Source organism: Exiguobacterium sp. 9-2, assembly GCF_036287235.1.
In the GTDB taxonomy this organism is placed as follows: Bacteria; Bacillota; Bacilli; order Exiguobacteriales; family Exiguobacteriaceae; genus Exiguobacterium_A.
Genome location: NZ_CP142850.1, coordinates 368,194 through 392,520 on the forward strand (window position 1 = coordinate 368,194; position 24,327 = coordinate 392,520).

General features: G+C 47.8%; 22 protein-coding genes. 19 read left to right on the plus strand and 3 right to left on the minus strand.

The window, feature by feature from the left end; genetic code table 11:
• The first annotated feature begins 170 nt into the window (after nucleotides 1-170).
• Entirely contained in the window at nucleotides 171-1,709 is a 1,539-nt protein-coding gene (locus VJ374_RS02000) for a GGDEF domain-containing protein (RefSeq protein ID WP_329469964.1), read from the plus strand.
• A gap of 76 nt (nucleotides 1,710-1,785) precedes the next feature.
• On the opposite strand, the gene VJ374_RS02005 is transcribed toward VJ374_RS02000, so the two are convergent.
• Nucleotides 1,786-2,424: a FusB/FusC family EF-G-binding protein gene (locus VJ374_RS02005; protein WP_035411141.1), complete on the minus strand. Its 639-nt coding sequence runs from the start codon at nucleotides 2,422-2,424 to the stop codon at nucleotides 1,786-1,788.
• Between the two features lie 123 nt (nucleotides 2,425-2,547).
• Between VJ374_RS02005 and VJ374_RS02010 the strand changes: the two genes are divergently transcribed.
• The 3 genes from VJ374_RS02010 (at nucleotide 2,548) to VJ374_RS02020 (ending at nucleotide 4,274) form a co-directional block, all read left to right on the plus strand.
• Entirely contained in the window at nucleotides 2,548-3,282 is a 735-nt protein-coding gene (locus VJ374_RS02010) for a hypothetical protein (RefSeq protein WP_056063849.1), read from the plus strand.
• Nucleotides 3,283-3,346: 64 nt separating this feature from the next.
• Nucleotides 3,347-3,796, plus strand: coding sequence for a general stress protein (locus VJ374_RS02015; RefSeq protein ID WP_035411135.1), 450 nt, complete (start codon nucleotides 3,347-3,349; stop codon nucleotides 3,794-3,796).
• Between the two features lie 28 nt (nucleotides 3,797-3,824).
• Nucleotides 3,825-4,274 (plus strand): universal stress protein, encoded by a 450-nt coding sequence (locus VJ374_RS02020; protein WP_056063846.1) that lies wholly within the window; start codon nucleotides 3,825-3,827, stop codon nucleotides 4,272-4,274.
• Between the two features lie 40 nt (nucleotides 4,275-4,314).
• Here VJ374_RS02020 and VJ374_RS02025 read toward each other — a convergent pair whose 3' ends face one another.
• On the minus strand, nucleotides 4,315-4,506 hold the full coding sequence (locus VJ374_RS02025; protein WP_035411129.1) for a hypothetical protein: 192 nt from the start codon (nucleotides 4,504-4,506) through the stop codon (nucleotides 4,315-4,317).
• Between the two features lie 134 nt (nucleotides 4,507-4,640).
• On the opposite strand from VJ374_RS02025, the gene VJ374_RS02030 reads away from it, so the two are divergent.
• From VJ374_RS02030 to VJ374_RS02100, 15 genes are all read left to right on the plus strand, one after another.
• The gene (locus VJ374_RS02030) at nucleotides 4,641-5,084 is read left to right on the plus strand and encodes a MarR family winged helix-turn-helix transcriptional regulator (protein WP_035411126.1); all 444 of its coding nucleotides are present in this window, start codon (nucleotides 4,641-4,643) and stop codon (nucleotides 5,082-5,084) included.
• A gap of 31 nt (nucleotides 5,085-5,115) precedes the next feature.
• A complete protein-coding gene (locus VJ374_RS02035; RefSeq protein ID WP_308102165.1) occupies nucleotides 5,116-7,782 on the plus strand; it encodes an MMPL family transporter in 2,667 nt (888 codons plus the stop codon).
• Between the two features lie 84 nt (nucleotides 7,783-7,866).
• Nucleotides 7,867-8,715 (plus strand): MBL fold metallo-hydrolase, encoded by an 849-nt coding sequence (locus VJ374_RS02040; protein WP_329469969.1) that lies wholly within the window; start codon nucleotides 7,867-7,869, stop codon nucleotides 8,713-8,715.
• Between the two features lie 313 nt (nucleotides 8,716-9,028).
• Nucleotides 9,029-9,733, plus strand: coding sequence for a hypothetical protein (locus tag VJ374_RS02045; RefSeq protein WP_035411117.1), 705 nt, complete (start codon nucleotides 9,029-9,031; stop codon nucleotides 9,731-9,733).
• A 110-nt stretch (nucleotides 9,734-9,843) separates the two neighbouring features.
• Nucleotides 9,844-11,004 (plus strand): ROK family transcriptional regulator, encoded by a 1,161-nt coding sequence (locus tag VJ374_RS02050; protein ID WP_056063838.1) that lies wholly within the window; start codon nucleotides 9,844-9,846, stop codon nucleotides 11,002-11,004.
• A 222-nt stretch (nucleotides 11,005-11,226) separates the two neighbouring features.
• Nucleotides 11,227-11,709: a hypothetical protein gene (locus VJ374_RS02055; RefSeq protein ID WP_035411111.1), complete on the plus strand. Its 483-nt coding sequence runs from the start codon at nucleotides 11,227-11,229 to the stop codon at nucleotides 11,707-11,709.
• Nucleotides 11,710-11,738: 29 nt separating this feature from the next.
• Nucleotides 11,739-13,049 carry an ABC transporter substrate-binding protein gene (locus tag VJ374_RS02060; RefSeq protein WP_056063835.1) on the plus strand — a complete coding sequence of 437 codons (1,311 nt, stop codon included), beginning with the start codon at nucleotides 11,739-11,741 and terminating at the stop codon, nucleotides 13,047-13,049.
• A 72-nt stretch (nucleotides 13,050-13,121) separates the two neighbouring features.
• A complete protein-coding gene (locus VJ374_RS02065; protein ID WP_035411105.1) occupies nucleotides 13,122-14,084 on the plus strand; it encodes a carbohydrate ABC transporter permease in 963 nt (320 codons plus the stop codon).
• Nucleotides 14,085-14,097: 13 nt separating this feature from the next.
• A complete protein-coding gene (locus VJ374_RS02070; protein ID WP_035411101.1) occupies nucleotides 14,098-14,883 on the plus strand; it encodes a carbohydrate ABC transporter permease in 786 nt (261 codons plus the stop codon).
• A gap of 25 nt (nucleotides 14,884-14,908) precedes the next feature.
• A complete protein-coding gene (locus tag VJ374_RS02075; RefSeq protein ID WP_329469972.1) occupies nucleotides 14,909-16,903 on the plus strand; it encodes a beta-galactosidase in 1,995 nt (664 codons plus the stop codon).
• Between the two features lie 14 nt (nucleotides 16,904-16,917).
• Nucleotides 16,918-19,041, plus strand: coding sequence for an alpha-galactosidase (locus tag VJ374_RS02080; protein WP_329469973.1), 2,124 nt, complete (start codon nucleotides 16,918-16,920; stop codon nucleotides 19,039-19,041).
• Nucleotides 19,038-20,210: a galactokinase gene (locus VJ374_RS02085; protein WP_329469975.1), complete on the plus strand. Its 1,173-nt coding sequence runs from the start codon at nucleotides 19,038-19,040 to the stop codon at nucleotides 20,208-20,210. The genes VJ374_RS02080 and VJ374_RS02085 overlap by 4 nt, the downstream gene beginning before the upstream one ends.
• On the plus strand, nucleotides 20,211-21,209 hold the full coding sequence (gene galE / locus VJ374_RS02090; protein WP_290786130.1) for a UDP-glucose 4-epimerase GalE: 999 nt from the start codon (nucleotides 20,211-20,213) through the stop codon (nucleotides 21,207-21,209). It abuts the gene before it with no gap.
• Nucleotides 21,210-21,239: 30 nt separating this feature from the next.
• Nucleotides 21,240-22,736, plus strand: coding sequence for a UDP-glucose--hexose-1-phosphate uridylyltransferase (locus tag VJ374_RS02095; protein WP_329469977.1), 1,497 nt, complete (start codon nucleotides 21,240-21,242; stop codon nucleotides 22,734-22,736).
• Nucleotides 22,733-23,737 carry an aldose epimerase family protein gene (locus VJ374_RS02100; RefSeq protein ID WP_308102157.1) on the plus strand — a complete coding sequence of 335 codons (1,005 nt, stop codon included), beginning with the start codon at nucleotides 22,733-22,735 and terminating at the stop codon, nucleotides 23,735-23,737. The genes VJ374_RS02095 and VJ374_RS02100 overlap by 4 nt, the downstream gene beginning before the upstream one ends.
• 80 nt (nucleotides 23,738-23,817) lie before the next feature.
• On the opposite strand, the gene VJ374_RS02105 is transcribed toward VJ374_RS02100, so the two are convergent.
• Nucleotides 23,818-24,318: a methylated-DNA--[protein]-cysteine S-methyltransferase gene (locus tag VJ374_RS02105; RefSeq protein WP_290774447.1), complete on the minus strand. Its 501-nt coding sequence runs from the start codon at nucleotides 24,316-24,318 to the stop codon at nucleotides 23,818-23,820.
• Between the last annotated feature and the right edge of the window lie 9 nt (nucleotides 24,319-24,327).

Below are 24,327 nucleotides of genomic sequence, written 5' to 3' on the forward strand. Positions count from 1 at the left end.
GTGTTCAAACCGCTTAGGTGTGAACACGGTTTTTGCTTACGTTTAAAAAGAGTAATCTTGTCAAAAATATTTTTAATAAAATAAAAAAAGAGTGAATAAACAGTAATCGTGAACCGATATACCTATAGGACAAACGAACTATGGTTAAAAAAGGAAAGGGGGGATTCGTTATGTATCAGAAATGGTTGGGAGTCGTCATCGGTTGGTTACTCTTTCATATCGGCTGGGTGACGTGCGTTGGAACGGATACATTTATCGGACAAGTCGTCAACAGTCTGTTCACGATCGGTGGTGTGATGATCTCCCTCTATTTGATTTGGCAGACACAACGACGTCAGACAAGACGCCCTTTTACCTATCGTTTATTTCTTCTTTTATTGTTCGCTAATGCCATGCTTGGATTAGGCGAATGTGGACAGCTTCTATATTTTCTACAAGGACGAACGCGAACGGAACCGTTTGACTGGATCGACTTGATCTTCAGTCTTCAAATCTTGATTTATTTGATCGCTTTTGGCTATTTTCTTCGCAATCGACGACGCGAGGTCAACTTGCGTGTTTTTTTATTCGATGAGTTCATCATTCTAGTCGTTGCAGGGTCGCTCTCATGGCACTACTTAGTGACGCCGTATTTAGAAGCGAATGCCTTGCTGACGATCGAAACGATTTTATGGCTCCGTTATCCGATCGGCGATTTATTATTACTCGGTGGAATGATTGTCTTGTTTTTTGGTTTGATGAAGCGTGGCAATGGTGGCTCGTTGTTATTAATTTTACTCGCTTTTCATTTTCAGTTAATTGCCGACCTTCTATACGTCGTGCTAGAACGATTTGATTACCTCATCCCTTCGAGTTGGCTCGATCCGTTATGGTTAGCGACTGTCATGATCGTCGGATTAGCAGCTTATCGTTTTGATGCTGAGGAATCATTCGTCAGCTTTGATGTCGCTCGGAAATGGATCGATGTCTTGCGTTTGATTACGCCATACGTATTCTTGTTAATTCTATTCGTGACGATGGCACGGCAAACAATCAGTTGGAATGGTTTGACGATTGGTCTGATGATTGCGATTCCGTTATTAATTTCCCGTCAAATTCGGATCGTCGTTGATAATCAAAGATTGCGTGAAAACCTTGAGGCGAAGGTAGAGGAACGAACGGAAGCACTAGCATCTGCCATGGAAGAGATGCGGCACATGGCGTATCACGATGCTTTAACAGGGTTACCGAATCGGTATCTGTTTGCACGATTGTTTCAAGATGCCTTGTACCGAGCGGAAGCGAGTGAAGGACAAGTCGGATTATTCTTTATCGATATCGATCACTTCAAAGAGATTAATGATACGTACGGACATCGTGTCGGAGATCAGCTCATCATCGACGTCACGGCACGCTTACAAAAGAAACTACCGCCTAATACGGTCATTTCGAGACAGGGTGGGGATGAATTCATCGTCTTATTATTTGACGTTGAACAAGAATCAGAAGTCGTGCAGTGTGGAGAACACCTGGTTTCCTTGTTTCGACAGCCGTTTCATCATGGCATCATTCCACTTCCTGTGACGGCAAGTATTGGGGGCGCGATTTATCCTACACATGCAGCCTCTCGATCGGACTTGATCGAGCAGGCAGATCTTGCAATGTACGAAGCAAAACGTCGGGGGAAAAATCAATTTTGTATGCATGATTCGACGGTAACGAAGGTATAAATGAAATCATATACTAAAACACGCTCGTATACTGATCCAAACGGACCAGTCATACGAACGTGTTTTTTGATGCATATCATTTCTTTTGCGAACGGGCTAAGAACGTTTCAATAACGTCCGGCTTGGTCACTGCTTGATTACAAGCATCACTATCGATACACATATAATGACCAATCGTTTGATGCTGTTCAGTCGAACGGCGTGTCGTGACAGTTACGAGTGTAATATCACTATACGTATGACAAATCGCACAAATCCCTTTTTGAATCGATGGTAGATAGGTACCTTCTACGCCAATCCATTCACCATTCAAGGGATAGACGAAATATTTTTTCCGATTTCCGGTATCGTTCCAGCTTAAAAACGTCGTGTGTGTCCACTCAAAGGAGTGAAGTGGCGGAACGTGTAGCTTTTTCGTTTTTTTAAAGAGCTGTCGGATTCGTGATTCAGAGATGGTCGGAAATGGTTGGACGAACGGCTCCACACGTGTCAAATACATGAGAAGATCCTGTTCGGATTCAGCGTCACGAATGTTCGTCAACAAGATTTCCTGTTCCGGTGTAAGTACTGGCAATAGATCAAATATCTTTTCAGCGGCACTGTACCGAACAGCATCACGAACATCGGGGTCATGAACGGCTGCGAATTGATGTTGCAGCAGCTCGACTTGATTCCGAATGAAATTGTATTGATGGGGTAGTAAAAATGCGTCCATTCTCGTTCCTCCTTTTCCTTTCATCGTACCGGAATTTGGCAACAGAACAAAGCGACATTTTAGTTTTTCGGACTCCTACAGCGGGAATTAAATAACAGACTGAACGAGGAGGTGAAAAGGGACGTGCAGTATTTAACATTTTTACGCTTGATGAATGTAGGAGCATTCCTCTTTGCAATGCTAGCACGCGTCGTTTGGCAACAGCCGATGACCATTCTTAAGTTACCTCTTGTTCCTGCACCATTCTTTGACGCCATTGCCGGTGTTGTGTTTACGACATTATTGATTTGGTGTATTCGACCGGTACGTGCCTTCCCTGCGGATCGAGAACTGATTGAAGATATCGGAGGGTGGCTTGCATTATCACTCGTGACGCTTGGAATCAGTAGTATGAGTGGCCCCCCTTGGGAACTCGTCTCGACGACGATTTCTTTCATCAGCCTTTGCTTAGTCTATATGAAAATTCAACACCATCCCCGGCGTTCGCCGTGGATGCGCTCTCCAGTTTCAGTGTTGCTTGCCTGGATCAGTACGATGCTATTGATTTTACCATTTCGGATCTTATCGGATTTTCAGTTCACTTCTCTATTCAGTCTTTCCGAACGCCAATGGAGCACGAGTGCGCTCGCACTAGCTGTTATCGGTGGACTCCTGTTCATCGCAATCCATTCAGATTGGGTATTTGGTCTCGCACTCATCTGGTATTTAGCTGGGCTATTGTTTAACGAACGTCTCGTTCTCTTGCAACAGATCGTAGCGGGAATTGGCATAATGTGTGTTTTACTCCTATGTTATTACGTCTTTCAGAAACGTCAACGTCTTTTTCGACAGCATTCACCTAAGTCTTCTTCGTCCTAGTTATGTTTTAGGTGAATTTGGGGTATATCCCATATAGCTGTTATAAAAGGGGGAGGCGTGCATCATGGGGAAAAAACAATGGATTGGTGTCTATCAGAATGAAACGGATTTAATTCGTAAGATCGAGGATTTACATTTTGCAGGTTATCTAGAAGAGGATCTATATATCGTGTTGCAAGACAAGACTGATATGGCGATGTTACGTGGGCAATCGGCGGCGCAACTCGTCTCTGGAAAACGGACGCTGTTTGAGCGGTTTACAGGCAAACCAGCTTCGGCTGAGGAAATTCAAACTGCTTTTACGGAACTCGGATTGCCGGAGGCAGATATTCGGCAACACGTCTTACGTGTCCAGCAAGGCGATTATGTCCTGTTGGCAGACGAAGCAGGGGCTTCTCGTCCTGCGCCGGAACCAAAAAGTATTCTGGAAACAGAGCCAGAGGGAATCGAAGCGGAACGAAAACTTGATCACGAAAACCGTGCCCTTGAAAATGAAAATGATCGGATGTTGTAAGAGAGTCGTGCGGAAAGGATGAATCTTGATGGAGAGCCAATATCATACGATTTTGGTAGCAGTCGACGGATCAGAGACAGCAGATTTAGCATTTGAGAAGGCAGTGAAATTTGCCAAACTTGATCATGCTAAACTCGTCATCGCCCATGTCATCGATATTCAGACGTTTGCTAACGTACGTGCCAATAAACGTTTCATTGATCAAAACGTTACCGAATATGCACAAGAATTGCTCGATCGTTACGAAAAGCGGGCACGAGAAGCAGGTGTCGAGACAGTTGAGCTGATCATCGAAAATGGCTCTCCGAAAACACTGATTCCAAAGGTCATCGCACCACGCGTTGGTGCGGGTCTGATCGTCTGCGGAGCAGTCGGGATGAATGCGATGGAACGAATCATGATTGGGAGTGTTTCTGAAAACATTTCCCGTTATGCAAAATGCGATATCTATATCGTCCGTCCGAAAACCTTGAAGTGACATAAAACAGCACACATCGGCTGATGTGTGCTGTTTTATGTCACGTTAGAAAGTAATAGAAAATGCCTAATAAAATCAGAATGATCGGGAGAAAAATGAAATACATCCAAGACATATTTTTTGCCGAAGTCTTGTGATCGTACTGCTCTTCTGCTGGTTGCTTAGCAATCCGCAACGTAAAGATGAGTCCGACGAGACAAATGACTAATGCGATCCAAAATAAAGTCAACATAAGCATGCTCCTCTCTTCTTTTATCATACAGAAAATGGTCATGTTCTGCAGTGGTGAGTTGTGACAGTTTAAAGTTGACAACGTACTAGTTGAGGGGCTAAACTAACTTCATAAGTTTAGGGGGTAAACTAAAAATGAAAGATAATTTACGTGAAGCAGTCCTCCTGTTCGAAGAAGTCATGATCCATGGAACTGAACGTGTGCTGAAGTCAGTCGAAGCGCCTGTTTGGCAAATGTATTCACCGGAACAACTCCATGTGTTGAAGCTCGTTGGAAAATACGGACCAATCTCATCGGGGCGTCTCGCGGCAGTACAGGGCGTACATAAAAGCGCCATTTCCAATCGGCTGAAAAAGTTGACGGAAAAAGGACTTGTCATCGTCGAACGCCGAGAAGATGATCACCGAACGAAGTACATCTCGTTGACCGAAGCAGGACGATTGGTTGCGACAGAGGCGGAGCAAGAAATCTATACGTATCTCGAAAGTTTGATTGAAGGAAAGGTCGAGGAAGAAGAAATCATCCAGTTCATCGAAACCTTTAAGAAAATCAAAGAGATTCTGCAGTTGAACGTCTAAAGACAGAATAGAAGGAAGAGGAGAATCAGACATGCGACAAATCGTCAAATGGCGCTGGGCAATTCTTGCATTATTGCTCATCGTCACAGTAGGTTTACTATTTACGGCACCAAACTTGGCAAAACAAGCAGAGGACGCAGGGGCGATTCAGCTTGCGAATAACGCTGACTCACAGCGGGCAGCAGATATTTTAGAAAAAGCGGGAGCAAGTGAAGAAACGATCTCTCTTGTTATTCCGCTCAAAGACAAAGTCAGCGATGCTGATCGAAAGTCGATTGGGAAAATCGTTAAAGATTTAGAAGCACTCGATCGTCCGGTCACGGATGTGCTGAATCCGTTTGAAAACAAAGAGACGGAAGGACAGCTCGTCTCAAAAGATCAAAAGACAGTCCTTGTTCCAATCACGGTCGACGGTTCGCAAGAAGAAATCGTCAAACTGGCAAAACAAATTCGGACAGATCTCTTGCCAAAGGATCAAACGATTTATCTAACGGGTGAAGCGTTAATCAACGATGACGTCAATACAAGCTCACAAGAAGGGTTGAAGCGGACGGAACTGATTACCGTCGGGTTGATTTTCGGACTACTTCTGCTCGTCTTCCGTTCCATCGTCACACCGTTCGTACCACTTGTGGCAGTGGGCTTTACGTACCTGATCAGCCAATCACTCGTCGCCTTTTTCGTCGACTGGTTCGGATTCCCGGTATCGAACTATACGCAAATCTTCCTCGTTGCCATCCTGTTTGGGATTGGGACGGATTACTGTATCTTGCTACTGAGCCGGTATAAGGAAGAATTGACGGCAGGACACGATGTCGAGACAGCGATCGTCAACACGTATAAGACAGCAGGGCGTACGTTACTAATCAGTGGTCTTGCTGTTCTTGTCGGTTTCTCAGCGATTGGGTTTGCGGACTTCCCAATCTTCAAATCATCGGTCGCTGTTGCGGTTGGGATTGCCGTCCTCTTACTCGTCTTATTTACACTTGTCCCCTTCTTCATGGCGACACTCAAAGAAAAATTATTCTGGCCGTCAAAGAAGGCAGCGAGTCACCAAGATAGCAAACTGTGGTCACATTATGGTGGATTATCGATCCGTCGTCCTTTACTTGCGATGATCATCGTTGCGATCGTCACGGTCCCGACACTCTTTACGTACGATGATGACCTCTCGTTTAATACCGTCGATGAGATTGGTGCGAAGTATGATACGGTCAAAGGACTGAATGCGATCTCGGATGGATTTGGAGCAGGTGAGTCGCTCCCGGTCAATGTCATTCTTAAGAGCGACAAAGATTTGATTACAGAAAAGACAGTTCCTTATGCGGAACAGTTGAGTCGTGAGCTCGTGAAAATCGACGGGGTCAAATCGGTTCGTTCGATTTCTCGTCCGACAGGCGAAATCATTAATGACTTCTACGTCGATCGTCAATTAAAACAAGTTGCTTCCGGCATGAAGAAAGCAACCGCTGGTCTTACGGACGTTCAGTCTGGTCTGACGACAGTTGAAGACAATCTCAACGGTATTACAGGACAACTACCGGCAGGAGACTCGGCTTCAGCAGGAGCAAGTCAGTTGCAACAAGCAGCAGACGGACTTGGACAGATCAACCAACAGTTGACGCTCGTCGGTCAAGGTCTGCAATCGACTCAAAATATCCCGCAAACCATTGGGACATTAAATGCCTTGTCTGGTCAATTGAGCCAAGTTCAATCTGGCATCAGTCAAGCAGCAAGTGGAATAGCCTCACAAGGAGCACAAGCCGGTCAACTTGGAAGTGGGCTGACACAACTTGCGGATGGTGTTGGTCAAGCAAACACAGGGCTTGCGAAAATTAGTAATGGTCTAGATGACATCTCGAATTTGTTAACCGAGATGGGACAAGCGACATCGATCCGTGGGACAGGTGTGTTCGTGCCAAAAGATACGTTATCGGACAAGGCCTTTAAACCAGCAATTGACCGTTACGCGATTGATCAGCAAACCGGATTGAAGTTTGAAGTCATCCTCGAAGATGATCCGTATTCACCAGAAGCGATTCAAACCGTCGCTGCAATCAAAAAGACGACAGCGAATACGATTAAAGGGACACCGTTTGAAGACAGCACTGTCGCATATGGCGGGATTTCAAGCGTCAACAGTGACTTGAATGATACGTCGAAAGCCGATTTCAAACGAACAGTGACCGTCATGTTGATCAGTCTCTTTGTGATTTTAGCGATCATGTTCCGTTCGTTGATCATGCCATTGTTCATGATTGGTTCGTTATTGCTGACGTATTATACGTCGATGTCGATCGCTGAGCTGATCTTCGTCAACGGTCTCGGATATGACGGCATCAGTTGGGCTGTTCCGTTCTTCGGATTCGTCATGTTGATTGCCCTTGGTATCGATTATTCGATCTTCCTACTCGATCGTTTCCGCGAAGAGACGATCAAGGGACTCGATACGAAGGAAGCGATGTTCCTGTCGATGAAAAAGATGGGATCTGTCATCATCACGGCAGCGATCATTCTTGCAGGAACCTTCGGAGCGATGATGCCGTCTGGTGTCTTGAGTCTCGTTCAAATCGCGACGATCGTCATCACAGGTCTACTTTTGTATGGATTAATCGTCTTACCACTCTTGATTCCAGCGATTACAGTTTCGTTTGGTAAAGGGGTCTGGTGGCCGTTTCGATCAAATGCCAAAAAATAAGAACTAATCAAACCGGATTCGTCTTCTAGATGAATCCGGTTTTTTCATGACGTATACTAAGAGCAGAGTATAAGGAGGTAGAACATGCAATACTTCAAACAACTGACTTCACGGATTTGGTATCAGACACCGGTCAGCGAGACGGATCGCCCGATTCTCGCCGTCGTGCGTGGGGAGAAGCATCAATTGATGATTGACGCGGGAAACTCGTCAGCCCATGCCGCTTTGTTTTTAGAAGAAATGAAAAAACACAATCTTGGATCACCTGACTTATTGGCCCTGACCCACTGGCACTGGGATCATATTTTTGGGATGAAACATCTCCGTCTGCCATCGATGGCAACACAGCAAACAATCACCCGCATGAAAGAGATGCAACCATACGCTTGGACGGATGCAGCGTTACAAGAACGAATGGATCAAGGAATCGAGATTCCGTTTTGTGCGGATGCGATCAAGCTCGAGTTTGGTACGACACGCGACATCGAAGTCGTCTTACCGACGATTGGCTTTACTGGACAATTGGAAATTGACTTAGGTGGCGTGCAGTGCCAACTGATTGAAGTCGAAAATGATCATTCTCCTGGTAGCCTACTCGTCTACATTCCGGAAGAACGCGTCGTGTTCTTAGGAGACGCGATGTATGCGGATATCTTTTCATCGAAGTGGAATTATACGGTCGAACGGACGACGCGCTTATTAGCGGCAATCGATCGTTTAGAAGCCGATTATTATGTCTGGTCGCATGGAGAAGCGATGCCGAAGTCTGAATTTGAAGAAGAGGTCAACATGTTGCGTCGAGCCATTCGTGTAACGGAAGCGACCGGAGGACGACTGAAGGATATGCGGACTTTATATGCAGAAGAGACAGGACGATCGTTGACGGAAGACGAAACCGAAACATTGATCTATTTTGCAAATGGAGTGAAATGACAGATCGTAACAAGGGATAAAACGGAGGACGTCGAAATAAAAAAGTACTACGAGCTTGTTAAAGGGAGCGGTACTATATGACAAAGCCAAAATTCGAACGGGATGAAACCATCGATCGCGTTTTTTTTGGAAAAGCGGGCATCTTTTCATTTTTGGTTATCGTGGGAGGCATTCTATATCTACTATATGATCTGTACGTACAATGATCGGAACGCATGCGTTCCGATTTTTTGAATTCAGGGGAGTGCACGAAAACCAGATATTGGGTAATAACTTGCGTGAGACTGTTAGTGAAAGTGAGAGGAGATGTCGGATGAAACGAATTCAAATTGCGGATTTTGATCGACGCATGCCATCGATTGAATTGGTCGAAAAGGATGATCACTATGAAGCGATGCTTGTACCGAGTTATGACCATACGTATCCTTCGACACAAATCCGGACGATCCGCTTAGCGGATATCTCCGTCAATCTGTTTGTCACCCCGGAAGAAACACTACTTGTTTCTGCGCTTTTTCATAAACCGGTTCAAGTGACGGATATCGTTTCCTGGATGCAGTTGTATACGATTAGTTTTGCCCAGTCGGATGAGACTGGTTATTTCGTCGAACAAGCGGATGAAATTTTAGAAGTCGTCTTGTATCAGAAACATCCGATCGTCATCGCGACACGTGGTCAAGATCGATTGTATTACGATACGACGGGAGCAATCGAGGTCCGGCGGGCGACGAATGAATCGGTCGGCGAGCGTCCCTTGCTTTATTTGAACGGGGAAGCCTGGTATGGTGTCCCGCGCTTGTCGTTCAATCGAATGAAGGATGAGCTGCACGTCAATGGAACGTTTTTATATGCGGACTATATGGACGCACACCATGGAAAAATCGGTTTCTTTCGCGAGAATGATCCCTCTCTACCAATCGTTTTGCTCGTCGGTCAGGCAATCGTTGAGATCGAACTGACCGAGAATCCGGATGGTTCACGCGTCCTGATTTTAGAACAACCATATGACGAAGCATGAAAGTGCACAAAAACCGTTCAGCAGATGAACGGTTTTTAAGTGAGACCGTGAAATCCCTTACAAAATATGCGAAGATAGTAAAGAGACAGACCAAAGGGGTTGATGGGGACATGGCGAAAGAAACACCGCGTAATTCTAAATGGATGCGTTCCTATAATCGGGCACTCGTCTTGCGACTGATTCGGATGCATCAACCGATTTCGCGGGTTGAGTTAGCACAACGGACGAACTTAACGAAGCCGACGGTATCGAACATCGTCAGTGAATTGATTGCAGAACAACTCGTGACGGAGCGAGAGCTTGGGATATCAAATGGGGGACGAAAACCGATCATGCTCGAACTCGTCGCAACAGAGCAATACGTCATCGGCATCGATGCGACAAGTCACCAATTCATCGGAGTCGTCGCGGATTTAAGTGGTAATACGATTCATGAGTCCGAAGCCGTGGGACGTTTTGAGACGAATGAAGAATTGATTGAAGCGATTGGTCGATTATGCGAGACCTTGATTGCACAGACACAAGGACGGGGAACGATTCACGGTATCGGGATCTCCGTCCACGGGATGGTCAATCCGGAGACAGGTGTCATCTTGTTTGCACCACGTTTCCACCTGCATGACGTTGAGTTGAAGGTACAACTTGAAGCACGCTTTGACTATCCTGTCTTCATCGAAAACGATGTTCGAGCACTCGCTTCGTTTGAGCTATTATTCGGTGAAGGTGTTGGGGTCGAACAATTCTTTTATCTCTATGCCGGGGAAGGCATCGGGGGTGCTTATGTGCTCGATGGACAGCTTGTCGACGGACAACATCATATTACGGGAGAGGTCGGACATATGCGTCTTGATCTCGATGGACCGATTTGTTCGTGTGGGAACAGAGGATGCCTAGAAGCATTAGCAGGCGAAAAAGCATTGTTACGGGATTATGCTGTCGTGGATCCGCAAGTCATGACGATTGCTGATTTGCGCAAACGGTTAAACGAACGCGATGAACAAGCAGTTCGTACATATGAACGGGCGGGGGAATATATCGGAATCGGTGTCTTGAATACGATTCATCTCCTGAATCCACGCCGGATTTTACTTGGGGGACCGATGTTTGAGCTCGCACCCACGATCGTTGATCAAATCAAGGAACGGGTCGAGCACACGGCGTTGACCGCTGCTTCACGTGAAACCGATGTCAAGATGGTTCCGTGGGGTGAAAAACAAGGAGCACTCAGTGCGGCTGCCCTTGCGACAAATAGTTTATTTCAAACGATTTAATGAACCGATTCCGTGTCTTGCAAACTAGCAAGACACGGAATCGGTTTTGTTATTCAACAAATAATTTATTGAAACCGTTTACAAGTTAAAAACCAATGTGCTATAGTCGATATAAAGTTAGATAATAAATTTAATTTACTAAGTTCATGGTCAACTAAGTGGAGGTGGATGCAGGTTAGCAGGGGCTAATCAAGCTGAAGCAGGAAAGGGAGGCATCGCGCAATGGAACCACACGATCCATGGGTTTCGTACCGTGAAGCTTTCGGGCGTTACGGAGCAATCCGCGGTTTTTATTTTCATCGGTCAACGCAACAGATGACAGAACAGGGTCCAGGCGATGTCCCGACAGACGAGCAGGATATCGTGCTCGTCCGACCACGACGTGACGGTGTGTTTCAATTCCGGATGTCATCGGTACAAGGGGTCCTGACGATCCGTTCATCCGAGCTACACATTCGAAAAAATGAGAGCGGATACATTGAATTACGCGCACTCATGCAACACATGCGCTCTGCCGGTTGTTTGACGCTGGGTGGAGAGTTATATCTCTTCGTCCGACCGGACGTCGATACGCTGGCATACCGTCTTCGATTGATCGCCCGTGTATTGATTCAGCTACAGGGAATGCCGATTCAGACGAAGGTGATCGAAGAATGGTGCCGACAGGCACTAATCGAAGGGGAACACGCTAGACGATACGCTTGACTACTTACACATAAAAGGGGAGCTCTTACATGAAATTCAAAAAAACGAAACTCGTTGCTGCAGCATCAGTCCTAACATTATCCGCATTCCTCGCCGCTTGTGGTGGCGAAGACGAGCAACAAACGAAAACAAAAGACGGTAAGACGATCGTCACATGGTGGGGCTGGGCACCGCAACCAGAAGCGGGGAAAACTGTCGTTGATGCTTTCAATAAATCACAAGATAAATACGTCGTTCAATTCAAACGATACAGTGAAGACTACGAAAAACAATTACAGGTCGCGATGCTGTCAGGTAAAGGTCCAGACATCATCGGTCTGAAAGAACCGATGATTCAGCAGTACAAGGATCGCGTCGTACCGGTCGATTCGTACATGGATAAAGCAGCAGGTAAAGGCTGGAAAGATAAGTTCGTCGAGCTTGGAATCGAACAAACAACGATTGACGGCAAACAATATGCAGTTCCAATTGGTTTCACAGGTCAAGCGTACTTGATGTACAACAAGACGATGCTTGATAAATACGGTGTGACACCACCGAAGAACTACAAAGAAACAGTCAGCGCAGTCAAGAAGATTAAAGACTCAGGCGATAAAGTCATCCCACTCATGCTCGGAGCAAAAGATGCATGGATTGACATCGATGTCTACAACGTCCTCAGCCACCAGGTCGCACCAGGTTACATTCAAAAAGTCCTCTCGGGTCAAGCAAAATGGACAGACGACGAAATGGTTAAAACAGCACAAGTCTGGCAAGATCTCTTCAAAGATAAAGTTTTCCAAGAAGGAGCGCTTGGTCTAGCGACATACAATGACGGGATGAACCAATTCTTTGATAAAAAAGCAGCGATGTGGGTCATCGGTTCATGGGAAGCACACTCGATGACAACAGCTGAGAAAAAAGACAAATGGAAAATCAAAGATGAACTCGGATTCGTTCCACTCCCGAACTTAGTAGGTGGAACAGAGCAACCGGTCATCGCATCGATCGATATGGCACTTGGTGTCAATAAAGAGTCGAAACAACAAGAAGGTGCAGCAGAGTTCATCGCCTTCATGAGTCAAGGAAAAGGACAAGAAGTCTACATGGGTGAGTTTGAAATGGCACCTGGTATCAAGGATGTCAAAGTCGATTCAGACGCTGCCTTCACATCTGAAGGCGAAAAAGAATCGTACAAGATGTTAAACGACACATTAGCAAAAGCGGTTGCTAGCCGTGGTATCCGAGATACGAAATTAAACGATATCCTCGGTAAGGAACTTCAAAACATCGCGACAGGACAAGATCCGAAAGAATCATTACAACGCGTTCAAGACGCAGCGGATCAATCAGCGAAATAAGACTCGACAGTGAAGTGGTACGCCTGCGTGCCACTTCCTGATTTTTGGACTTGAGGAAAGTGGGGAATCGATATGCAGACAGAGCGACAGGAATTGCCGATTAAACCAAAAGCAGAACCGCTCCAGCCGGTGGCGACACGCCCGCCCGCACCGAAGAAGAAAAAGAACATGAAGCGAAACATGGTCGGATGGGCCTTCGTTGCTCCGATCGTCTTGTTCGTCGTCAGCTTCATCTATTATGGGATTTTCTATAATGCCTATAACTCATTCTTCTCGTGGGACGGGATTTCGTTTGACAAAGTATTCGTCGGACTCGACAACTATGCTGAGATGTTCCAAGATCCGGACTTCTATCTCTCGCTGAAGAACACATTCATCTTCACGATTTTGACCGTTTCGATTCAAGCTGGTATCGGTCTCGTCTTGGCGTACTTCCTGCATACACCGGGACCATTGCGGACGGCGATGAAGTCGGTCTTCTTCTTCCCGGTCGTCTTGAGTCCTGTCGTACTCGGTGCGGCATTCTCACAAATTTATGATTTCCAGTTTGGTTACATCAATGAGTTCCTCCGTGCGATTGGTCTCGGTAGCCTCGAGCAGAACTGGCTTGGTGATCCGGACATCGCGCTTTATTCCGTCATTGCGATCAACATCTTCCAGTGGACGGGTTCTTCGATGGTCATGTACTACATGGCAATGTTGACGATTGAGAAGGAAATCTTCGAAGCAGCAAAAATCGATGGAGCTGGATTCTTCCGGACACTGTGGAGCATCGTCTTCCCGAACTTGAAAGGAACGACGTTCACTCTGTCGATTCTCGGAGTTATCGGTGGTCTGAAGACGTTTGACTTAGTCTGGATCACGACAGCTGGTGGACCAGGATCGTCGACGGAGTTCATTTCGACATACCTATTCCGAAAATCGATGTTGCAACAGGAAGTTGGTTTCTCGAGTGCTGTTGCCATCATCCTACTGACGATCGCCTTGCTGATCACGTACTTCCAATTGCGTGTACAAAAGAAAATGGATAACTAAGGAGGAACGACCCATGGATGTAGAATCTAAAAAAAGCCGCTGGATGATTAACCTCGTATTGGCGCTTGCGTCAATCGTCTGGTTATTCCCAATTTTCGTCATGTTCAAAGAGAGTCTTCGCGTCAATGGATTCGATAACTATATTGCGACATTGCAAAACCCGAACTTCCCGACATTCGTCTTCAACAGTTTCTTTGTCGCTTTCTTCATGATCATCATCTCGATCACGATTTTGGCGTTCGCAGCGTTCGCTTTCTCGAAGCTTGAGTTTGCTGGAAAACGTCTTTTGTTCAACATGGTCCTTGCTGGACTCATGTTACCGGTCGCTTCGATGATCGTACCCTTGTTCTTCACGCTTCGTTCATTTGACGGGCTGAACAACCACTGGGGACTGATCGGAGCGGAAGTTGCCTTCTTCTTACCATTCGGTCTGATGCTTATCAAAGGATACTTTGATGAATTGCCAAACGAATTGATGGAAGCAGCGTATATCGATGGTGCGACGATTCTTGAAGTCTTCTTCAAAGTCATGCTACCGCTCGCAAAACCAGCGCTCGCAACAGCTTTAATCTATGCGTTCCTTAACTCATGGAACGAGTACTTGATGGTTCTTACGTTCATGACCGACCCTGCTTATCAGACAGTCACGATGGCACCAAGTTTCTTCAAGGATGCGCTTGGCGGGGACCCAGGGAAAATCTACGCTTCACTTGTTTTGATCAGTTTACCGACGATGATCTTCTATATCTTCTTCCAACGTTTCTTCCAAAAAGGGATGACGGCGGGTGCAGTAAAATAATTGTTTTTGCGTAAGGGGGAGCACAATGTATTTAGGAGTCGATTATTATCCAGAACAAACACCACGAGCACTATGGGAGGAAGACTTCCGACTGATGAAGGAACTTGGTGTCAACGTCGTTCGTCTCGCAGAATTCGCTTGGTCGATGATGGAGCCGGAAGAAGGCGTCTATGACTTTAGCTTTTGGGATGACGTCATCGAACGTTTGAGTGCGGAAGGATTCGATATCGTACTCGGGACACCAACCGCGACACCACCTGCGTGGTTGTGTACGAAGTATCCAGAAATCTTACCGGTCGATGAGAACGGTGTGACGATCAGCTTTGGTGCTCGTCGCCATTATACGGTCCACAGCGAAACGTACCAACGACTATCCGTCAAGATCACGGAAGAGATGGCGAAACGATACGGTCAACATCCTCGTGTTATCGGGTGGCAAACGGATAATGAATATGGGCATGAGAAATCGGATCGTTCTTACGGTGCTGTCGACCGCGCTGCTTTTCAGCGCTGGTTAAAGAACCGTTACGGAACGCTTGATGCTTTGAACGAAGCATGGGGAACCGTCTTCTGGAGTCAGACGTACACGGCGTGGGATCAAATCCCGGTACCGCGTAAAGTCTATCAGGAACATAACCCATCCCTGCTCGTCGACTTCGATCGTTTTTGTGCCGACGGCTATACGTACTACAACAAATTACAAGTCGATGTCTTACGTCGCTACATCCCAGAGAACGTCTTCATCACGCACAACCTCGTCTACAGTGACATGGCGGTCAATCAACAGCAAATGGCGCAAGATCTCGATTACGTCGCGTTCGATAACTACCCGGTCTGGGGTGGACTACCGGAGCCGAACCGGTTCGAGAAGATGGCAAGCGATCATGATCTTTGCCGCTCTTCGAAGCAAGGAAAAGGCTTCTGGGTCATGGAACAGTTGAGTGGCGCACAAGGCTGGAGTAAAATCGGTTACTTGCCACGACCAGGGCATATTCGTCTCTGGACGTATCAAGCAGTCGCGCGGGGAGCAGAAGCGATCGTCTACTTCCGATTCCGGGCTGCTCATTTTGGAACAGAGGAGTTCTGTCACGGCATCATCGATCATGATGGAAAACCGAAACGGAAATTCGAAGAAGTCAAACAGATCATGACGGAACTGAATACGTATGGCGATGAGATTAACGCGAGCCGTTACGACGCGAAGGTTGGTGTCTATTTCGATCAAGAAAACGTCTGGGCGTGGACGCATCAGCCGCACAGTGATGCGTTTGATTTTCGGACGGAGTTCGTCCGCTTCTATGGCGGAGCGGTTCGTCAACAAGTCGCAACCGACATCGTCTTCCCAGGTGATGATTTATCTCGTTATAAACTGATCATCGTTCCACTCTATTTCTTGACGAATCCTACGTTCGATGACGCCTTGATTGCGTACATGGAACAAGGCGGTCACGTCATCTTCACGTACCGGACAGGTGTCAAAGATGCACAAAATCATGTCGTACCGACGACGTTACCGGGTAAATTCGCACCGTATGCGGGTATTGAAATCGACGAATATGAGTCACTTCAATCCGTTCAGCAACATCAGGTGGCAGGTATCGGCGAGATGTCAGGACAATCCTCAACAGCGCGCCTCTGGTGTGACTTGATCACACCAACGACAGCAGAGACGCTTGCTGTCTATGAAGATACGTTCTACGAGGGTGTAGCGGCTGTGACGCGCAATGCCTATAAAGGAATGATTACCTACATCGGCTCATCGATTGATGATGCGATGATTGATACAATTTACCGTCAAGCGTTCACAGAGGCTGGCATCGAGATGATCGATGCTCCGGATCAAGTTGAAATCATTCGTCGTCACGGCGAACAACGCGATTTCCTCTTCTTGATGAATCATGACACGAAAGAAGCACGGGACGTCACGCTCGACGGAACATACCAAGCATTGACAAAGGAAAAGACATATCGTGGAACGGTCCGACTCGCACCACTCGAGACACTGATTCTGACGACGTAAGGAGGAAGAGAACCATGGCAATCTTTGAAGTAGCAGGACGTCGTTTCGTCGTCGAGGGGAAACGGGTCGCTCACGTCGTGACAGTCGGTGCGAACGGGAAGCTGATTCACACCTATTTCGGTGCCAAGTTACCGTACCGGGATGATTATGAAGCATTACCGAGTCCGGTCGTCGCACACAGTTCGTTTGAATCACCAGACGGCGTCGCGACGTATGATTTCGTACCATTCGGCGAGATGTTGTACACGGAGCCAACTTTGAAATCGGAACGAGAGGACGGACAACGGATTCACCAGTTCCAGTTTGAACGCTCCGAGCAGACAGAAACGAAACTGACATTGTGGCTTTTTGATTCCTTGCAGGAGATGCGTGTCGGAGTGCAATATGAACTGTTTGAAGATTACGATATCATCGGTCGTTCGATTGTCGTCGAAAATACAGGACGATTACCTGTTCGTTTAACAGCAGCCCAGTCCTTTGCGATGGGACGTTGGCATCAACCGAATTTAAAACTGCATCACTTCGCTGGGATGTGGACAGGTGAGTTCAAGAAACAAATCACACCGGTGACACCAGGACGCCAGACGATTGAAAGTCGGCGCGGGGTGACGAGTCATCAAGCGAATCCTTGGTTCGCACTCGAGCAGGATGCGACAGAAGACGGCGGTGAAGTCGTTTACGGACATTTTGCCTATTCGGGTAACTGGGCGATTCACGTCGAACAAGATGCGTTTGGTTTCGTTCAGCTATCGGGTGGCATGAATCCGTTTGATTTCAGTTGGAAACTATCACATCAACAACAGTTGACGACACCGACGTTCTACATCGGGTATGCGGACGGTTTCGCAGATATGAGCGCCCATGCGCATGCGTTCCAACGTGATGTCATCATGCCGCGTGCGACTGATCGTCCAGTTCTCTATAATTCATGGGAAGCGACCTATTTCGATGTGACGGAATCTGGTCAACGTGAACTCGTCGATCTTGCAGCAGGAATCGGCTGTGAACTGTTTGTCGTCGATGACGGTTGGTTCGGTGAACGCCATTCCGATCAAGCGGGACTCGGGGACTGGCAAGTCAATCGGGAAAAGTTTCCGAATGGTCTAGAGCCTTTGATCTCATATGTGAAACAACAAGGGTTACAGTTCGGGCTATGGGTCGAACCGGAGATGGTCAATCCGGATTCTGATCTATACCGGGCGCATCCGGATTGGATTTATCATGCACGGGATGCGGTTCGGACGACGTCACGGAATCAATACGTCTTAAATCTAGGATTACCAGAAGTTGAGCAATTCATTCTCGAGATGATGGATGACTTGCTGACGCATCACGCGATCGACTACATCAAATGGGACATGAACCGTGCCTTCTCGGAACCGGGTGTTCCAAAAGACCAGACGGATCGCCAACAGGAATTATGGAAACGTCACGTCGATGCATTGTACCGGATCTTTGATGAATTGCGTCGCTTGCATCCGACGGTCGACTTCGAAGCCTGTGCCGGTGGTGGCGGACGAATTGATCTCGGGATCCTCGCACGGACGGAGCAAGTCTGGACAAGTGATAACACGGATCCACTCGATCGCTTACAAATTCAGCATGACTTCTCTTACGCTTATAACGCGAAGATGATGAGCTGCTGGGTAACGGACGGACCGAACTGGTTAAATGGACGCAACGTGCCACTTGCGACACGCTTCGTCTCCTCGATGCAAGGAACGCTCGGGATCGGTGGTAACTTAAGCGAGTGGTCGACGGATGAGTTAGCGGAAGCAAAAGGCTGGATCGAGACCTATCAAGCGATTCGTCCGACAATCCAACGCGGCATCCAGTACCGTCTTTCATCCTTCACACAACAGACACCAAGCGTCATGCAGTATACATCGGAAGAAGAAACAGTCTTGCTCGCGATCGCGCCACTTCGGCAATACGGAATACATCAGTATCACTTCAAGCTAAAAGGACTCGACCCAACAATGCGCTACCAAGTCGAGGACCGGACGTTAAGCGGTGCCTACTTGATGCAACAAGGCTTGACGTTCTCATACACGACGGATTATGAAGCCCGCTGTCTGCGGATTCAGCCGGTCCATCGTGCGCTCTCACTACTCGAATCAAAGGAGACGATCGTATGACAGACCAGACGTTAGAAGCACAATTTGAACAGCGGTTTGGCTCACCGTCGACGCATCGCTTTTTTGCCCCAGGTCGGATCAATTTAATCGGTGAGCATACGGATTACAATGGCGGTCACGTCTTTCCATGTGCGTTGACGTTCGGTACGCATGCGATCGCGCGAAAACGAGACGATCAACGTTTCCGCTTCTACTCGCTGAATTTTGAGCAGGACGGCATCATCGAAGTCGCACTCGAAGAACTGGCGTATGACGCGAAGCACGGTTGGGCGAACTATGCGAAGGGTATGATTACAGTCTTACAGGAAGCAGGGTACCGAATCGATTCAGGATGTGACATCCTGATTCAAGGTGACATCCCGAACGGAGCCGGTCTTTCGTCATCCGCTTCACTTGAACTCGTCATCGGAGTCTTGCTCGATCGATTGTATGGATTAGACATTCCACTTCTTGATCTCGTTCGGTTTGGTCAACAGGTCGAAAACCGTTATATCGGCGTCAATAGTGGTATCATGGATCAATTTGCGATCGGTATGGGGAAAGCGGGAGCGGGATTGTTGCTCGATTGTGAAACGCTCGACTATACGTATGCTCCACTCGATTTGACGGGATATACGATCATCATCATGAATACGAACAAACGCCGTGAACTGGCAGATTCGAAATATAATGAACGTCGGGCGGAATGTGAGGCAGCACTCGCTTATCTCAATCAGTTCACATCACGGGAAACGCTTGGAAAATGGACGACGTCAGAATTCACGAAAGTCGCATGGGAAGACGAAATCTTGATGCGTCGTGCCCGACACGCGATTTCAGAAAATGAACGAACACTTCAAGCACTAGCGGCACTCGAAGCGGGAGAACTGAAGACGTTCGGTCAGTTGATGAATGCTTCACACGTCTCGTTACGGGAAGATTATGAAGTGACAGGGATTGAACTCGATACACTCGTCGAAGCCGCTTGGGAGCAACCGGGCGTGCTCGGTGCACGGATGACAGGTGCTGGTTTTGGTGGCTGTGCGATTGCGATCGTTGAAGACGAGGCAGTCGACGCGTTCAAACAAGCTGTCGGCGAACAATATGAAGCAAGGATCGGTTACCCAGCGACGTTCTATACAGCGACGGTCGGTGACGGAGCACGTGAAATCGAACGGGAGGTCATCTAAATGGCAACTTTAGTCGTAGGTGGAGCTGGTTATATCGGCTCCCATGCTGTCTATCAATTGATTGATGCCGGAAAGGATGTCGTCGTCATCGACCATCTGCAGTCCGGTCACCGTGAAGCGGTTCATCCGCGGGCACGTCTATATGAAGGAGACATACGCGATCGTGCTTTTCTCGATCGCGTCTTTACGGAAGAGACGATTGAGCAGGTCATCCATTTCGCTGCTTTTTCACTCGTTGGCGAGTCGATGACGGAACCATTACGCTACTTTGATAACAACGTTTACGGGACACAAGTGTTGCTCGAAGCGATGATTGCCCATGACATTAAACAGATCGTCTTTTCTTCGACGGCAGCCACATACGGTGAACAGGAGCAGATGCCGATTCTCGAAACAGCAGAAACGCGTCCGACGAATGCCTATGGTGAGACGAAGTTGATGATGGAGAAGATGATGCGATGGTCTGAACAAGCATATGGCTTACGTTATGTCGCATTACGTTACTTCAACGTTGCCGGTGCGCGCGTAACAGGAGAAATCGGGGAAGATCATACGCCGGAAACCCATCTAATCCCGCTCGTCCTCGAAGTTGCCAACCGACAACGGTCAGAAATTTCGATCTATGGCGATGATTATCCAACGCCTGACGGTACCTGTATTCGTGATTACATCCATGTCGAGGACTTGATCGACGCCCATATGCGAGCACTTGATTATTTGGCTGATGGAAACGAGAGTACGGTCTTTAACCTCGGTTCAAGCCAAGGGTTTTCAGTTCGGGAAATCATTGAAGCAGCCCGTCGCGTGACGGGACATCCGATTCCAGAACGGATCATTGAACGTCGTGCAGGGGATCCGAGTATCTTAATCGCCGGATCTGCCAAAGCAAAAGAAGTTCTCGGCTGGACACCACAACGTACCGACATCGAAACGATCATCCGTGATGCTTGGAATTGGCATGCGCACAATCCAGAAGGGTACCGGACGAGCGTTCGTTAATAGAGAGACAGAATGAGGAGAGTGACGGCGATGAATGAACTCATCCAACAGTTAGTAGCGCAAGCGATCCAGAAACGCTTGATTGAACCGGAAGATGCGATCTACGCCCGGAACCGGATTCTAGCACGAGTCGGTCAAGATGACTTTGAAGAAATGACCGACGTACCATCTCGCCCGATTCCCGATATATTGGATGACATGATTGAAGTGTTGATCACGAATGGACAGTTACCGGCACGTCTTGAAGACAAAGAGCAGTTCGCAGCAGATGTGATGGACATCTTCGTTGCCCGTCCATCTGACGTGACGGCGGCATTCCGCCGTCTATACGCTGAATCACCGGTAGCGGCAACAGATTACTTCTATCAACTGAGCCAAGCGAGTAACTACATCCAAACGAAACGGATCGCTAAAAATAAACGGTATCAAGCAGAGACGGCTTACGGGACGATCGATGTCACGATCAACTTATCGAAGCCGGAAAAAGATCCACGTGAAATCGCGGCAGCTCGGACGGAAGCACCGACGACGTCGAACTATCCGACCTGTCTGTTGTGCGTCGAAAACGTCGGCTACGCGGGCCGTGCGAATCACCCAGCCCGTGCGAATCACCGAATCGTTCCGCTAACACTGCTGGAAGAACCGTGGGCATTACAATACTCACCGTACGTCTATTACAACGAACATAGCATCATCCTGTCGCAGGAACATCGTGACATGGTCATCAATCGGGATGCCTTTGCACGTCTGATTGCCTTCGTTGAGCAGTTTCCACATTACTTCGCTGGTTCGAACGCTGACCTGCCGATTGTTGGTGGATCGATCCTGACGCATGATCATTATCAGGGCGGACGCTATACGTTTGCGATGGACCGAGCAAAAACTTTAACATCCTTTACGTTCCCGGATCAGCCGACAGTCACTGGGGAGACATTACACTGGCCACTGAGTGTGTTGCGTCTGAAGAGTAAAGATGCGTCGGCATTACTCAATGCTGCGACGACCGTCTATGAGACATGGTTGACGTACACGGATGAGAGTCAAGAGATTCGTTCACATACTGGTGAGACGCGACACAATACAGTGACGCCGATCGCCCGTCAACGTGATGGACAATTCGAGCTCGATCTCGTCTTACGGAACAACCGGACGTCAGCAGAACATCCGGACGGTATTTTCCATACGCATGCCGATATTCACCACATCAAGCGAGAAAATATCGGTTTGATCGAAGTGATGGGACTAGCAGTCTTACCGGCACGCCTGCTTCAAGAGTTGCAACAGGTCGAACAGTTCATCACAGGTGAAGTCGACGAAGTAGCTGTCGCTCATGCTGACTGGGCGCAAGAACTAAAACAAGCGTATGTCGGACAACATGTCACGACATACGTCGAGCAAGCGGTCGCTGCGAAATTCGTACGTGGTCTCGAAGACTGTGGCGTCTTTAAACAGACAGAGGAAGGTCAGGCGGCGTTCGGGCGATTCGTTCAACTCGTGACGCGCCAACCAGTGGAGGAACAACGATGACACGACTACTTGAGAAAGAGTTGATTCGACATACATTACGTCAGGAAGGCATCGAAGTGACACTCTGGAACTATGGCGGCATTATTCAGGACATCCGGACGATTGATCGGGATGGTCATTTGGAAAGCGTCGTCTTAGGTCTAGAGACGGTGAAAGACTATCAACAACACTCGCCGTACTTCGGGGCAATCGTCGGACGCGTTGCTGGTCGAATCGGACAGGCACGTTTCGAAGTAGAGGGAAAAGTCTATCCGCTCGTCGCAAATGACGGGGCGAATCATCTGCATGGTGGAATTCACGGATTTGATCAAGCGTGGTTTGATGTCATCGAAGCGACGGATACATTATTCCATTTGCGCTTAAAAAGTCCAAACGGAGAAGAAGGTTATCCGGGAACAGTTACACTTGATGTGTTTTATCGACTAAAAGATACGACATTGACACTTGAGATGTCGGCGGTGACGGATCAGACGACACCACTCAATCTGACGAATCATACGTATTTCAATCTATCTGGAAATGCAAAGCGAGATGTGTTAGATCATGTCTTGACGTTACCAAGCGACTGCTACTTACCGGTCCAGCCAGACGGCTTACCGACAGGGGAACAACGGGATGTCTCCGGAACCCCGTTTGATTTCCGGAACGGTCAGTCGATTCGTGACGGGATTACGCTTGAGCATCCCGAGACGATTGCTGTTGGAAACGGCTACGATCATCCCTTCGTGTTGCGGGATGACACACTTCGACTTGAAGATCCGGTGTCCGGTCGTTTCGTCGACGTGACAACGAATCAGCCGGCGGTCGTGCTCTATACCGGAACGCAACTACTGACCGATTATACGGTTCATGGTGTTCCTGCTCGACCATCACTTGGTTTATGCCTTGAAGTACAAGTGCATCCGAATGCAGTCCATGAACCCGATTTTCCATCGATCTTGTTATCACCTGGTGAGACCTACCACTGGAAAACAGCTTATCATTTTAGTGTAGTATCTTGAAATAAGCCCCGCTTCCCGTGTCCAATTGGACAGGGAAGCGGGGCTTATTTGTGGTAGAACAGGGAAGGAAAAGTTTCAATTCACAGACGTTGCTCGAGCGCGAGTAGCGTCCGCTTCATATTCAGTCCGCCATGATAGCCGAGCAAATCGCCTTTTTTGCCGATAATCCGGTGACACGGGATCGCAAGCAGTAATCGATTTTTGCCGATTGCCGTGCCAATCGCGCGAGTCGCGTTCGGTCGGAAAAGACGTTCCGCGATATCGGAGTAGGTGGCGGTTTGACCGTACGGTACCGCACGTAGAGCATGCCAGACTTCAAGTTGAAACGGAGTACCGACTGGTGCGATTGGAAAGGAGAGTGTCGTCGACTGCTGATTCAAGTAGGCCAGCAGTTGCTCCGTATATGGAGCAAGCGCGGTATCAGAAGCAATTCGTTCCGCCCGAGGCAAGTGTTTCCGCGACCAGTCGTCGAATAAATCCTCCGGTTCATCCCAAGCACCGACATAACAGAGACCATCCGCTGTAGCGGCGACCGGAAACGTATGGGTGTTCCATTGCATGCGAGTGAAGTACAGTTCCATGACCATATT